We start from the raw sequence: 13,519 nt of genomic DNA on the forward strand, positions 1-13,519 counted from the left end.
AGGAGGTTGCTATGTTCCCTTTAGAAGGAATAAGAGTTCTTGACCTGATGACACTTTCCGGTTACTGCGGGATGGAATTGGCTGATTACGGAGCAGAGGTGATTAAGGTGGAGTCTCCCAGTGGAGACCCGCTGAGAACACTGGCACCATTAAAAAATGGTGCCAGTGTTCATCATGCCTTTCGTGACCGCGGAAAGAAGAGCATAACGCTCGATCTGCGGCATCCGGAAGGGAAGGAGATTTTCAAAAAGCTGGTGGCTACGGCCGATGTTGTTCTGGAAAATTTCCCGCCCAAAACAATGGAAGAGCTTGGGCTCGGATATGATGTGTTATCAGTCATCAAACCATCTCTTGTATACGGACGCATTTCCGCATACGGTTCCACAGGCGACGAAGCGGATACCCCGCAGTTAGATCTGATTGCGCAGGCGAAGAGCGGCGTGATGCATTTTACTGGTTTTCCGGAAAAACCACCCACCCGCATTGGCTTTGCGATATCGGAGCACTACGCGGCTAGCTTCCTTTCCTCTGCTGTGTGCTTGGCGGTTTATCATGCCAGAGAAACCGGCGAGGGGCAGGTAGTGGAAACGACACTTTGTGGCTCGGCTGTTGCCATCACTGAAGATAAGGTTATCACCTACGGCGCGGAGCATGAGGATCCGATGCGTACCGGTAATGCACACCCGCTGATCAACCCTTATGACATCCTGAAATGTAAGGACGGCTATGTGGCGATGGGGATTTCGTCCGACGCTCAGTGGGAAAAGTTCTGTAATGCATTCAACTGTCCGAAGGAATGGACAGAAGATGAAAAATACTGTTCCAATCTGGTGAGGGGTTACCACTATTTCGGTGATCTGCGTGTTAAACTGGAGGATCTATTCTCGGGTTACACGATGCAGGAAATTGCCGATATCTGCGATCAGGCACTTATCCCGGGTACGATGTGCAGTACCACCAAAGAAGCACTGCAGCAGCCGCAGTTGCGTGTAAGAAACATGATTGTTTCTGTGAATGATACCGACCTTGGCGAACTTGAGATGCCGGGCAAGCCGGTCAAGTTCTGCGGAGAGGAAGAGGAGCCGCTGTCTGCGGCGCCCGAAATCGGTGCGCAGAATGAGCAGGTCTATACCTCCCTTGGAATTGATGCCGCGGCGATGGAAAATCTGCATAGAGAAGGCGTCATTTGAACGGTAGTATTGGATAAGCCTGAGATCATGAGTTTGGGGGAGTGAAAAATGAAGAAGGGACCTCTCAAAGGAATTAAAGTTCTTGATTTTTCTCAAGTTCTATCTGCACCGTTCTGTGGCATGATGCTGGCAGACATGGGAGCAGACGTAATCAAGGTAGAGCGGCCCGGAAACGGCGATATTTCCCGTGAATACGGCCCGTATGTCAACGACATCAGCCTATATTTCTGTCAATATAATCGCGGCAAAAAGGGAATTGCAATTGATATGCGTTCGGAAGAGGGCAAGAAGGTTGTCCTTGATCTGGTTGCGCAGGTAGATATTGTCATTGAGAACTTCAAGGCAGGCACGTTGGAAAAGCTGGGGCTCGGCTATGACAAGATGGTGGAAGTCAATCCCAGTCTGATTTACGGATCTATTTCTGGATTCGGTACATATGGTCCGTTGTCCCACCTGCCGTGTATGGATATTATCGCTGCTGCCCGAAGCGGTCTGGTTGCGCAGAGTGGTCAGGCGGGCGATGCCCCTATTAAGCCTGGTTTTTCCATGTGCGATACATGGGCGGGGTTGCAGATGATGCGAGGCCTGTCGATGGCGTTGCTGTATAAGCAGAAGACCGGCAAGGGGCTTCGCGTTGACATCGCAATGCTCGATTGTGCGTTTTATATGTGTGAAGCTCCTGTCCTAGAGCATTCGGCGACCGGCAAGTTCACCGAAAAGTCCGGCAACCATTATGTCTGGTATGCGCCCTATGGCGAATTCGCTGCCAAGGACGGCAATGTTGTCATTGCCGTGAGCAGCGAGGGGGAGTGGAAAACCCTCTGCTATACGCTTGGGGTGGATGATCTGGCGGCGGATCCGAGGTTCTGCAATAACGAACTGCGTGTGCAGAACAGAGATGCGCTGATCGTGGAACTGGAAAAAGCAACAGGTGCAATGGGAAGATATGATGTTGAAAACAAACTCCATGAGGCTGGCGTACCCGCTGCTGCGGTGCAGTCGCTTCAGGAGTTTGACAATAACCCGCAAACAAAAGCACTGAATGTAATTACCCAGATCAATCAGCTTGGCGTAGGGGAATACACTGTGACCAATACGCCTATCCTCTTCAGCGAGACTCCGGTAGATCCGGACGCTTCGACGGCCGGATTCCCTGGTGCGAACAGCATCGAAATCTTGAACAGCCTTGGCTATGATCAGGAGAGGATCGACAAGTTGCTCGCAGAGGGTGCAATACACCAGGCAGGTTGATGATCTATCAAAGGTAAAACGATCCATCTGATATTCATGGCCTGGTGTATACAAGGACATTGAACGTTGGATGGATTCTGTTTTGAAGGGGATTTTGTTGTGGAAGCTGTTGAACTGATTTCTCCGGACAAGGAAAAATGCGTAAAATGCAATGCCTGTGTGGATATCTGTCCGATGCGTGTCATCGGCGTGGATGAAGAGGGCTATCCGCATGCGGTTGGAAAAGCGTTTTTGACGTGTATTAACTGCGGCTATTGTGTGGATGTCTGCGCTCCAGGTGCATTGAAACACAAGGTCCGTAAGCGTTCGGCTAATTCTGCTGCCGCGCTGCGTGCGGCAGTAAAACGCCTGAACAGATCCAGAGAATACAGAAAAAAGCGAGGAGAGCCATAATGAGGCGTGATTGCTTTTACTTTTGCCCTCCGTTTCGTGTTCGCTACGGCGAGGTAGACCAGCAGGGCATTGTTTACAACGGTAATTATGTTGCATATACCGACTTGGCGTTTGAGGAATTCCTCCGTTCCAAGGGATACTCCTACCGAGAACTGGCAGAAAAGCATGACTCTGAGGTATGTCATAAAAAGTCTACCTATGAATTTGTTTCCAGCGCATATGCGGGCGACATGCTTGAAGTTGGTATCAGCAAGATCAAAATCGGCAAGAAAAGCTTTACCATACAGTTTGAGATCTATCATCAAGGTGAGGATGACCTGATCCTCCTGTGTGAGTCGGTATATGTAGGCTATGATGTGGAAAACCGCACCAGCCGCCCGATTACTGACTTGATGAGAGCGCTTTTGAGCTCGTAAAACCTACCACCGTTATGAGGAGGCGAAATAGGAAGATGGGTAATGACTCCAAAAAGAATAAAAACGCTGATGTAGAAGTAGGCTTGATTATTGTTAGCGTAGCCATACTGGTTGCATTTATCATCTGTATGGTTGTGAATGCGGAAGGAACACTCAACACGATCATGAACTTCTTTAATGTCATGATAGATGCGCTGGGGCCGTTTTTCCTGCTGGTTGCGTTTATTTCTTTTCTGGTATCCCTTTATCTGGGCTTTGGCAAATATGGCAAGATCCGCTTGGGTAACTGCAAGCCGGAATACTCGAACTTTAGCTATTTTACTATGATGCTGCTGGCGTCTCTGGCGTCTGCTGCACTGTACTGGTCGTTCGTAGAATGGGCGAGTTACTACCAGGCACCCGGCCTTGGCATGGAGCCGCAAAGCCTGGAAGCGCTCGAGTCCTCGCTGGCGTACCAGTTCTTCCACTGGGGCTTTGTCAACCAGTCCCTGTATACGATTGCCGGCGTGGCGATCGCTTACGGTGTGTATGTCAGAAAACTCCCTTCTTTCCAGACGAGCGCGGTATGCTGCGCAATGCTGGGCAAAAAGGTCAAGGGGAAGTCTATCATCGGCAAAGTGATCGACTTTCTGGTCATCTTTGGCATTCTGGGTGCGCTCAGCTCTTCGCTGGGTCTTGGTGTACCGCTGGCAACTTCTGGCCTGAATACGCTCTGGGGTATCGAGGCGACGCCGGCTGTTCAGATTGGCGTTATCGTATTCATCGCGCTGGTTTATACGTTTACCTCTTTCCTCGGCACGAAGAAGGGTATGCAGACGATCAGTAATATCGCTTCTGTCGTGTGTATCTTCTTCCTGCTGTATGTACTGTTTATGGGGCCAACGACGTTCATCTTCAAGAATATCGTCAACTCTCTGGGCTATCTGATTCAGGATCTGCCGCGTATGGCGCTGTTCACCGACCCGATCGCGAATACAGGCTTTGCAGAAAGCTGGACGATTTACTTCGTTGCTTTCTACCTGAACTATGTTGCAATGATGGGTATCTTCATTGCGAAGGTTTCCAAAGGCAGAACCATCCGTGAGATTGCAATCTACACCATTTTTATCATGTCCTTCGGCGGCATGTGCATCTTCGGCATCGACGGCAGCTTCTCGATTTATGCACATACCCAGGGTATGGTTGACGTAACCGGCCTGGTTGCAAGCGGTATTGGTGATGCAGCGATTTATGAGATTTTGAAGGCTCTGCCGCTGGGCTCGACACTTCTACCGTTCCTGATTTTGGTGCTGATCGTCGGTTTCGTCGCGCCGTCCATGGACTCCGCTTCTCTGGCTTTGGCGGAAACCGTAACCAAGCGCGGTACGCCGAAGATGGCGCTTCGCATCTTCTTCTGTGTGCTGCTGGCGATCATCCCGATGTCTGTACTGCTGGTTGGTGCTTCGTTCGACTCGATCAAGTACATTGCGATTATCATTTCCGCCCCATTCCTCCTGATTCTGGCCGGTATGATGCTTGGCCTGTTAAAGTGGCTGAAGGAAGACGAGCGCAGCGGTCTCCATGCGGAGATCATAGCGATCAAGGAAGCAGAGGACAGAGAGGGAACGATTGAAGAAAACGCTAATGTGCGAGGGGCCTTGCAAGAAGCGAGCGAGTGTGAGATAATAGAAAAGAAGGTTTAATCCTTTCCTAAATACTTTGTAAGTACAATAGGCATGCGGTGTTTTCCGCATGCCTATCTGTGCGAAAGCAGTCAGGGAGATGTAAACACAACATGGCAAGAGATTTATATTATGGCGATCAAGCTAGAAAGCGTCTGCAAGCGGGCATGAATCAGCTGGCAGACGCAGTAAAAACTACCATCGGCCCCAAGGGGCGCAATGTTATGGTCGCCGGCTTCGGTGACAGGGTTTTCGTTACAAACGAGGGATCGGCCGTTGTCAAGGACTTCGAACTGGCCGATATCACGGAAAATCTTGGCGCGCAGATGCTCAAGCAGGTTGCAGAAAAGACCAACGAGGCCGTCGGCGATGGTACCTCGACTGCGATGCTGCTGACGCAGGCGATTATCCGCGGAGGCACTCGCAATATGGCGGCCGGCGTGAACCCGATGGGGCTTCGCCGGGGCATTCAGGGTGCAGTGAATGCGGCTGTGCAGTCGATCGGCGAAAGCGCATACTTGCCGAAGGGCAAGGAGGATATTGTGCAGGTCGCTTCGATCTCCGGTGCGGACCGCCAGACTGGAGAGATTCTGGGAGAGATCATGGATCAGGTGGGTCAGGATGGCGTCATTACCATTGAAGATTCGCAGACTATGGATACCTCCTTTGAGATTGTGAAGGGCAGCCAGTTTGACAAGGGATACCTTTCAGAGTACATGGTTACTGATACGGAAAAGATGGAGGCTATGCTGGAGCATCCCTATATCTTGTTTACGGATAAGAAAATCAGCAGTTTGGGTGATATTATCCCAATTTTGGACAAGGTCGCGCAGTGCGGCAGAAAGCTGCTGATTGTTGCAGAGGATGTGGAAGGTGAAGCGCTTAAGGCTTTGGTGATCAATAAGCTACAGGGTGCAATTGACTCGGTTGCGGTGCGTGCGCCTGGCGTGGGGGAGCGCAAAAAGGCGCTGGTGGATGAGTTGGCTCTGCTCACGGGCGCGACCGTCGTTCGCGAAGAGACCGGATATGATCTGAAAAAGGCGACGGTAGATATGCTTGGCGAGGCGGAGAAGGTCACTGTCCGCAAGGACCGGACCATTATCGTCGGCGGTGCAGGCGACAAGGCAGCGATTGCGGAGGAGATAGAAAAGCTCCGCCGTATGCTGGCTGAGGCGAAAGATGAATTTGCAGTGGATCGTGCGCGGGAGCGTCTCGGCAAGCTGGCAGGCGGCGTTGCTGTCATTCGTGTCGGCGCGGCATCCGAACTCGAACTGAAAGAAAAGAAGGCGCGCGTTGAGGATGCTCTCAATGCTGTCCGCGCCGCGCTTGCGGAGGGTATTGTTGCCGGTGGAGGTGTTGCGTTCTGTAATGCGATTCCTGCGGTGCGCAAGTATGCGCAGCAGCTTACCGGCGATGAGCTTTCCGGCGCACAGGTTGTGATGGAGGCGTTAGAGGAACCCATGCGCCAGATTGCGCAGAATGCCGGATTTGACAGCGGCGTGGTTGCCTCGGAAGCAGTAAAGCAGGGAAATGGCGTTGGCTTGGATGTCATCACCGGAGAGTTTGTCCGCATGGCAGAGGTAGGCATTGTTGATCCGGCCAAGGTGACAAAGCTGGCGCTGAAGAACGCTGCTTCCATGGCGTCGGTATTCCTGACGACCGAGGTGGATGTCATCGACCCGATTGACGAGGCATGGCTACGTTCGGGCGGCAAGACCAGAGAAGAATCCAACAAGAAGGTTTACTAAGACCGAACAAAAACGTTTCTGGTAACCGTCAAGTAATCGGACGGATTGATAAACGGATTGATAAATAGTGTGGCGAGTTCGATAGTGTACCCATATTCCCGCTTCTTGGCCAATGGAAGCATCTTCCTCCAGACGTTTGTAGAGGAGTAAGACGCCGTCTTTTCCCAAATAGAAGGCTTTCATGCGGTCTCTGCGCCGGCCACAAAAAAGGAACAGCGTATTGGTGAATGGATCAAGTTCGAATTGCTGCTGCACCAGAGCCGCCCGCCCGTCAATCCCTTTTCGCAGATCCGTATATCCAACTGCAAGGTATAGCTCCATTGAAGTCACTGAGCATGAATCCCCCCTGCACAACGTCTCTACTAAAACTGCATCCGCTCTTGCGTAAATCTCTATTTCAGTACCTCTTATGCGGAGCGTGGCAACCGCCTCTTTTGATATCTCCGTTTGTGGTTCTGATGCTGACGACAACTGCGGCATCGGAAAGGCTTCTACCGGCGGCAATTCTGCAAAGCAAATCCACCGCCCCTCGTTTGAACCCGTTTGGCTTCCTATCAGCCGGTTCAAAACTTTTCTCTGCGACCTGTAGAACAGGCCGGTTGTGATTTGCCGTCCTGTGCAGAATTCCACTATACTCTGCACGCTTTGCCTTTATTCAGTGATGATTACTGCCACCTGTTCATGTTGGCCTCGGCTTTTGCCTCCCTCACCGTCATAATGTCCCCACTTTCCCATCACTGTCGTCACTGACGTATGTCATGGGGACATTATCGTACTCCCTCCACTATTTATCAATCCGTCCGATTACCTGACGGTTACTGCGATAAAATCAAGCGTACGCTGAAAATGAGATTCAGCAGATGTAAACACAGCGGGCCGCGGTTTTTTTATCTGGCCCGCTGCCTTTTCAACAAGACAATATTTCAAAAATTCTGCCGGTGTCATAATCGCCGGATTTTTACGCCAGATCCTAAAAAAACTTTATCGCCGGTAAGGAGTACATCGGCCTTTGCCTCAATCGCCGCCCGCAAAATAGGGCGGTCATTTACATCCCTGATTTATGTTTCCGACACGTTTTCATCTGTCGGGAACAGGACTAACGCCAAAGTCAGCAAGGCAACCGAAAGTCTGCAAATAAAACCTGTAAAGCATTGTTAAGAGGGAATTAAAAGAAACAGCAAATAAAAATGGGTATGACAAAAAAGACATCTGCAAAGTCTGCAAATAAAAAGTCAATAGGGGGAATGGAGAAAATGATGAAAAGAAAAAGGGCATACCCAAAGCGGCCAGATGGTAAAATGCGCTGGCCAGATAGGAAGATATGTATCAAGGAGTGTTATTTCTGAGGCAGCAGAATGGTTGCTTTGGAGAAGTCTTTCCAATCCAAGCATTGCCCACAGCGGTCACAGTAAGGCTGGTATTCCCGTTCCATAGTCTTTCCACATTGAGGGCAGACTGAGAAGCCAGTAAGGCCATGAAGGAAATGAAAGCAGCGGATCTGCGTCACTGGCATGGGTTTGCGGAAAGACATTTCCCTCCAAATTGCCGAGGGAATCAGCAGGTCATTTGGTGTCAGATTAAAACCAACGCAGAGTTTTTCCAATGTCAAGATCGTTGGGGCGGTTTTGCCTCTGGCAATGTCGCCAAAGTACCTGGAACTGAGGTCACATCGTTCCGAGGCAGTTTCATAGCTGAGCTTGCGAGTATCACATAATCTGAGGACGGAGGTGGATAAATTGTCTAAAAACATCTTAATCGCTCTCTTTCTGTCATAAGATGTTTTTAGCGTAAATGCAGTATCGTTCCCCGACAAGGAAGGATGCTTCCTTAATTTCCCTCCAGAGATGCCAGATATTCTTTTATTCTGCCGTAGTAGATGCGCAGGAACTTGTTGGTGCCGGCTGTCATGTAAACCAGGTAGGGCTTGCCCTCGGCTCGTTTCTTGTCCATGAAACGGTACACTGGATCATTCTGAGGCATGGTTTTCAAAAGGCAGTCCATGACTAGGAACAAGGCGCGGCGCAGTTCCGGCGGGCCGCTTTTGGATGTCCGGTTGCTTTTGGCCTCGTGGGTGCCAGACTGGTCAGCGCCAGGGTCAACACCGGCAAAAGCCGTAATGGAGCCTCTGTGTGCAAACCGGGTCACATCACCAATCTCTGCCATGAGCTGGGGGCCGAGAGAATTGCCTACGCCGCGCATGGCCATGACAACTGGATATTCGGGGAGTTGGGCAGCCAGAGTGCGCATTTCAGCCTTGAGTTGCTCCAGAGATTTGGAGACGGCGTTCAGCGCGTCAATGGCCTGCCGGATCATGGTTTTGGTCAGGGCGTCCTTGGGGAGCATGGCAATCAGGTCTTGCGCCTCCATGTGAATCTCAATGGCCCGGCTCTGGCTGAAGTTGTAGCCGTGGCGTTTGCACCACTTGCGGTAGCGCTCCATAAAAGCAGTGAGGCTCATAGCCCGCACACAGTCCACGTGCCAAAAGGTCGTGGCAAAGTCCACCCACTTCTGGCTGCCGTCCTCACGGACAGGGCTGTCAAACAGGGCGTTGACATCGGGATAGGTCTGGTCCAAGAGGGCGATGAGGTTGTTTTTCATCATCGTCTTGGTTTTGGAGTACAGCCCCTGCTGCCGATTCAGCGTTTTCAGTTGCATCCGAATCGTGTCCATAGGAGTATGTTGGCGCAATTCTACCCAGTTGTCAAGCCCATAGCGGGCAATCTTCCTGGCGTCTGCCTTATCTGTTTTCACTTTGCGCAGGGTGTTGTTCCCGTAGTCTTTAATGAGCTTAGGATTGACTGCGCTAACAAAGATGCCCTCCTCATGGAGAAAGCGGGCCACCGGCTCATAGTAGCGCCCAGTGTGCTCCATGACCACCCGCGTCTCACCGTCCAGGCTTTTCAAGTAGTTTGCCAGTTCCTTGAGTTCACTGCCGGTGTGACCAACAGAAAACGGCTTTGCCACCACTTCCCCGAAGGGACGGAGAACAGTTACCATGCTCTTTCCTTTGGAAACATCGACCCCTGCTACATTGTTCATGCACAACGCTCCTCATCGTAGATTTGTCTTTTGGCGTCCAGCCATTTCATCATTGCCGATCCAATCTATTTGATGACACGGGCGCACCGATGTGGCGGCTCAACCTGCATAAATCGAACGCTGCGAAGGAGAGGCTGGCTGACGGACTTTACAACGGACGCATTGGTCCTTGGAGTTTAACATCAGGCCAAGACACTCTCATTCTAACAGCTTTGGCAACGGCGCGGAAAAAGACACGGCTGGCTGCCGTGCCTTGAACCGTAAATCTATTGTAATAGGAGTTTATGCAAATCCGGTACTCGCTGAATACTTCCAGCGTAATATGTTTACTTTAGAGTAGATACTTTGTCCCATATGCGGCAGAAAAACACATAATATCAATTAGGGAGGATACCGTATTGAAAAACTTTCCTTTTTACTGGTCGAAGCGTAAACAGGAAACGCTCATCGACGCAAAGGATTTGTAAATAACCATCATTCAAAGGCAGAAACACTAATCAACCTATATATGCCGCCGTTATGGATAACATCATAAACGGTGGTTTTCCTAAGTCTATTACAAATGTTACCAGTACCGAGCCAACATTGCAACAGCCTGCGGAGAAGATAAAAACATTTCATCTTTCCAAAACAGATAAGCCGTGCTATATTAAAGGAGAAATCAGGTCAGAGTAATTCGTGTCAGAGTAACCCGCCCAGGAGGCAGTCTGCCTGTCTGGACCGAACACCATCTCCGTACTTGATTCATCACCTGACTAGACCATACAGAAATCCACTATCGGATACTGTATGGTCTTTTTTTGCGCCAAAGAGAAAGGAAGATCAATATGCAATGACAGAAAAGCTGATGAAAGCCATCTACAGTGACCCAGCCCAGACAATCACCCTTACAGCCTGGGCGGATACCGTTGCCGTGGACCCGCGGGACAATTTGCTCATCGCGGTCCGGCTGGGCGGTTATCCGGAAGTGACAGCCGGCCTTGTCAACGCGGTCAGCGGCGGAGGCACGCTGTCCGTGCAGCTGGATGGGGAAACCCTGGTATGCACCCCCCAACAGGGGCGGTACAGCAAGGAGGTATCCAGAGACGGTACATATGCCGTGGCTGCCCTGCTCTGGGACAACCAGAGCGCGCGGAAGCAGGGCGAAAAGCAACAGACGGAAGAAATGGAGGGAAAGGAACAAAAGGAGAAAACAGATAAAGCGCAGGAGGCGAGGGTGTATTACCTCGCCTGCCCCGTACGGGACAAAACCGCCCTGTATCATGAGATCGACAAAGTAAGCACCATCCCCATGCTGCCGGAATTCAGTGACTACATGATAAACGAGCTCCAGGCAAGGGATATGCTGGCGCCGTGCCGTGTGTACACAACAGGGGAGCCCTTTGCCATATGGCGGCTCACCTGCACGCCGGACGATCAGAATATCGCGGACGTACTTACAGACGGCTTGAAAGCAGGGGTTATCCGTATCCCCAGCACATGGCCCTGCCAGCCGGACGCGTTTACAGAGATCAACGGCGTAGCCGGCTACCTGCGGGCGTTCGGTTCCGTGATCGCGTCCCGCATCCGCGGGCAGTTCCAGCCCCTGTATGATCCGGCCCAGGAGCCGTTGTCAGAGGGGGTGCTGGGGCTGGACCAGTTCGTGGCGCAGACGGCAGGGTACCACCTGTACGGCGCCCAGCTTGCCGCCGCGGAAGCGCTTCGGCGCAGGCTGCAGACCGCCAGGTTCGGCCTGCTCATCGCAGAATGCGGGTCAGGAAAGTCTAAGGTCGGCAGCCTCGCCTTGCAGGCATACTTCCTGCAAAAGCACAGGAAGTGCCTGCATATCGTCCTCTGCCCCTCCCACATGACAGGCAAATGGGTGCGCGAGCTGGAGGAGGCCATCCCAAACGCGCGTGCTGCCATCGTGCGGACGCCGGCGGACATGGACGCCCTCTACGCGGGGTATGCCCGCGGCGGCCGCACCGTGTTTGCAGTCCTGTCCAGGGAAAGCGCGCGGGACGGCTATATGCGCCGCCCAGCGGCCAGATGGGACGCAAGGCGGCAGGGCTTTACCTGCCCGGACTGCGGCAGCGTGATCCAGATGGAATTCATGGACTGCGGTAAGCGGACATTGACAGACGCTACGCCGGAATACTTCCGGACAGAGACCCGCGCCAACCGCAAGTGCGAAGGCTGCGGCGCTGTCCTCTGGACAGCCACAACCGCGGAGGAACAGAGCGAATGGGTGCGCATCAGCCATCTGGGCTATGTCCACCGCCGTTTTGCGTACCTTGCGCGGGACGCCTGCAAAACAGCGGCGGCGAAAAAGCAGCTTGCCGCCCTGCTGCGCGAGCCGGACCGTTTCATGGCCGCCCGCGGCGCGTGCCGCCGCTTCCCGCTCAGCACCTATATCAAAAACCGGTACAGAGGGAAGATAGACGGCCTGATAGCGGATGAACTGCACCAGTTTTCCGCGGACAGCGGCCAGGGGGACGCGATGGGCGAGCTGTTCGCCGCCGCGAAAAAATGCATTGGCATGACGGCAACCCTCATCAACGGCTATGCCTCCGGTATCTTCTATCTGCTCTACCGCATGTGTGCATGCCGTATGGAGCAGGATGGGCAAAGCTATGCCGCCCCCGCGCAGTTTGCGCGGGAATACGGCGTGACAGAGGACACTTACGAAGTAACGGAAGGCGGGTACAACAGCAACCGGCGCACCGCGAAGCGGAAAAAACGCTCCCGTCAGAAGCCGGGCGTTTCGCCGCTGGTGTACAGCCGCTTCCTGCTGGAGAACGGCGTGTTCCTCTCGCTCATGGATATGGGCAAGGACCTGCCGGAGTACGAGGAGATCCCTGTGCCGCTCAGGCTTCCGGAGAACCAGCAAAGAGCCTGTGACGACCTGGAGCACGCTTTCCATGAGATCTTCAAGGACCGCAGCCGCGAAGGGCGTAAGCTCGCCCCGGAAGCTGTTGTCCGTGTCCCTGAACCTCATGATGGCCTATCCGGACCAGCCGTATGGGCATAAGCCGGTCGTACATCCGGTCACCGCAGACCCGATCCTGGTGCCGGAGGACAGCGGTGCGCCGGAGGAACAGACCGAAAAAGACCGGCGCACGCTGGAGATCATCCGCCGCAAGGTAAACGCCGGCGAACGGGTTCTGCTCTACGTGAACTGGGTGCGTCTGGACAGCCGGACACGCTTAAAACGCTTCCTCACGGACGCCGGCATCCGCGCCGAGATCATGGAGGATACCGTCCCGCCTCGGGGACGCGAGGAATGGGTGGCAAACCACCTCCGGCAGGGCATGCAGGTGATGATCGTAAATCCAAATCTAGTTGAAACCGGCTTGGATTTGAATGACTTCACCACGCTCATCTTCTATGACATGGCGTTCAAGCTGTTCACGTTCCGTCAGGCGAGCCGCAGGTCGTGGCGCATCAACCAGACCGCGCCCCGTGTGGAGGTGTACATCCTGTACTACCGGCACACCATGCAGGAGCGCGCGGTCCGGCTGATGGCCTCTAAGCTGGCGGTGGCCGGCGTGATCGAGGGCGGCGTGCTCACGGACGAAGGGCTGGCCGCGATGAGCGAGAGCGAGGATATGACGTCCGCGCTCGCCCGTGAGCTGGCCGAAGGTATCCGGCATGAGGACGCAGTGGAGGATATCGCGGCGTCGTTCCGCAAGATGGCAGTGCTGCATCCGGCACAGGAGCGGCAGGTACAGGAAGCGGAATGCGGACAGCAGAGCGTGCCGGTCAGCGTGAGAAAAGAAACAAAGATACGGCCAGTACCACCCGCAGAGCAGTTATCGCTGTGGGAGCTGGCAGGATGAAGA

11 protein-coding genes are annotated in these 13,519 nt (G+C 53.0%); 9 read left to right on the plus strand and 2 right to left on the minus strand.

The genetic code is table 11. From position 1 onward, the window contains the following. The first annotated feature begins 11 nt into the window (after positions 1-11). The 6 genes from RX717_RS01290 (at position 12) to groL (ending at position 6,659) form a co-directional block, all read left to right on the plus strand. Positions 12-1,190 (plus strand): CaiB/BaiF CoA transferase family protein, encoded by a 1,179-nt coding sequence (locus tag RX717_RS01290; RefSeq protein ID WP_147574255.1) that lies wholly within the window; start codon positions 12-14, stop codon positions 1,188-1,190. 48 nt (positions 1,191-1,238) lie between these two features. Next, complete coding sequence (locus RX717_RS01295) at positions 1,239-2,441, plus strand: CaiB/BaiF CoA transferase family protein (RefSeq protein ID WP_082397281.1); 1,203 nt, start codon at positions 1,239-1,241, stop codon at positions 2,439-2,441. Positions 2,442-2,540: 99 nt separating this feature from the next. After that, positions 2,541-2,834, plus strand: a complete 294-nt coding sequence (locus RX717_RS01300) for a 4Fe-4S binding protein (RefSeq protein ID WP_054327873.1) — start codon at positions 2,541-2,543, stop codon at positions 2,832-2,834. Continuing rightward, positions 2,834-3,250: an acyl-CoA thioesterase gene (locus tag RX717_RS01305; protein WP_054327874.1), complete on the plus strand. Its 417-nt coding sequence runs from the start codon at positions 2,834-2,836 to the stop codon at positions 3,248-3,250. The genes RX717_RS01300 and RX717_RS01305 overlap by 1 nt, the downstream gene beginning before the upstream one ends. A gap of 35 nt (positions 3,251-3,285) precedes the next feature. Continuing rightward, the gene (locus tag RX717_RS01310) at positions 3,286-4,932 is read left to right on the plus strand and encodes a BCCT family transporter (RefSeq protein ID WP_316960516.1); all 1,647 of its coding nucleotides are present in this window, start codon (positions 3,286-3,288) and stop codon (positions 4,930-4,932) included. 92 nt (positions 4,933-5,024) lie between these two features. Beyond that, the gene (gene groL, locus RX717_RS01315; protein WP_054327876.1) at positions 5,025-6,659 is read left to right on the plus strand and encodes a chaperonin GroEL; all 1,635 of its coding nucleotides are present in this window, start codon (positions 5,025-5,027) and stop codon (positions 6,657-6,659) included. Here groL and tnpB read toward each other — a convergent pair. Together tnpB and RX717_RS01330 are read right to left on the minus strand one after the other, a co-directional pair. Beyond that, positions 6,609-7,226: an IS66 family insertion sequence element accessory protein TnpB gene (gene tnpB / locus RX717_RS01320; RefSeq protein WP_147574256.1), complete on the minus strand. Its 618-nt coding sequence runs from the start codon at positions 7,224-7,226 to the stop codon at positions 6,609-6,611. The two genes, groL and tnpB, sit on opposite strands and share 51 nt — an antisense overlap. 1,260 nt (positions 7,227-8,486) lie before the next feature. Next, positions 8,487-9,698 (minus strand): IS110 family transposase, encoded by a 1,212-nt coding sequence (locus RX717_RS01330; RefSeq protein WP_054328578.1) that lies wholly within the window; start codon positions 9,696-9,698, stop codon positions 8,487-8,489. A 398-nt stretch (positions 9,699-10,096) separates the two neighbouring features. Between RX717_RS01330 and RX717_RS15865 the strand changes: the two genes are divergently transcribed. From RX717_RS15865 to RX717_RS01345, 3 genes are all read left to right on the plus strand, one after another. Then, the gene (locus RX717_RS15865; protein ID WP_390126316.1) at positions 10,097-10,165 is read left to right on the plus strand and encodes a hypothetical protein; all 69 of its coding nucleotides are present in this window, start codon (positions 10,097-10,099) and stop codon (positions 10,163-10,165) included. A gap of 365 nt (positions 10,166-10,530) precedes the next feature. Further along, complete coding sequence (locus RX717_RS01340; protein WP_316960517.1) at positions 10,531-12,708, plus strand: DEAD/DEAH box helicase family protein; 2,178 nt, start codon at positions 10,531-10,533, stop codon at positions 12,706-12,708. Continuing rightward, positions 12,659-13,516: a helicase-related protein gene (locus RX717_RS01345; RefSeq protein WP_316960518.1), complete on the plus strand. Its 858-nt coding sequence runs from the start codon at positions 12,659-12,661 to the stop codon at positions 13,514-13,516. Before RX717_RS01340 ends, RX717_RS01345 begins: the two co-directional genes overlap by 50 nt. The last annotated feature ends 3 nt before the right edge of the window (positions 13,517-13,519 follow it).

The organism is Intestinibacillus sp. NTUH-41-i26 (assembly GCF_032769475.1).
GTDB classification, from domain to species: domain Bacteria; phylum Bacillota; class Clostridia; order Oscillospirales; family Butyricicoccaceae; genus Agathobaculum; species Agathobaculum ammoniilyticum.

What these genes read in the sequence shown, in the direction of transcription:
- RX717_RS01290 (WP_147574255.1), top strand. Translation starts at nt 12, where the DNA reads ATGTTCCCTTTAGAAGGAATAAGAGTTCTTGACCTGATGACACTTTCC.
- RX717_RS01295 (WP_082397281.1), top strand. Translation starts at nt 1,239, where the DNA reads ATGAAGAAGGGACCTCTCAAAGGAATTAAAGTTCTTGATTTTTCTCAA.
- RX717_RS01305 (WP_054327874.1), top strand. Translation starts at nt 2,834, where the DNA reads ATGAGGCGTGATTGCTTTTACTTTTGCCCTCCGTTTCGTGTTCGCTAC.
- RX717_RS01310 (WP_316960516.1), top strand. Translation starts at nt 3,286, where the DNA reads ATGGGTAATGACTCCAAAAAGAATAAAAACGCTGATGTAGAAGTAGGC.
- groL (WP_054327876.1), top strand. Translation starts at nt 5,025, where the DNA reads ATGGCAAGAGATTTATATTATGGCGATCAAGCTAGAAAGCGTCTGCAA.
- RX717_RS01330 (WP_054328578.1), bottom strand. Translation starts at nt 9,698, where the DNA reads ATGAACAATGTAGCAGGGGTCGATGTTTCCAAAGGAAAGAGCATGGTA.
- RX717_RS01340 (WP_316960517.1), top strand. Translation starts at nt 10,531, where the DNA reads ATGACAGAAAAGCTGATGAAAGCCATCTACAGTGACCCAGCCCAGACA.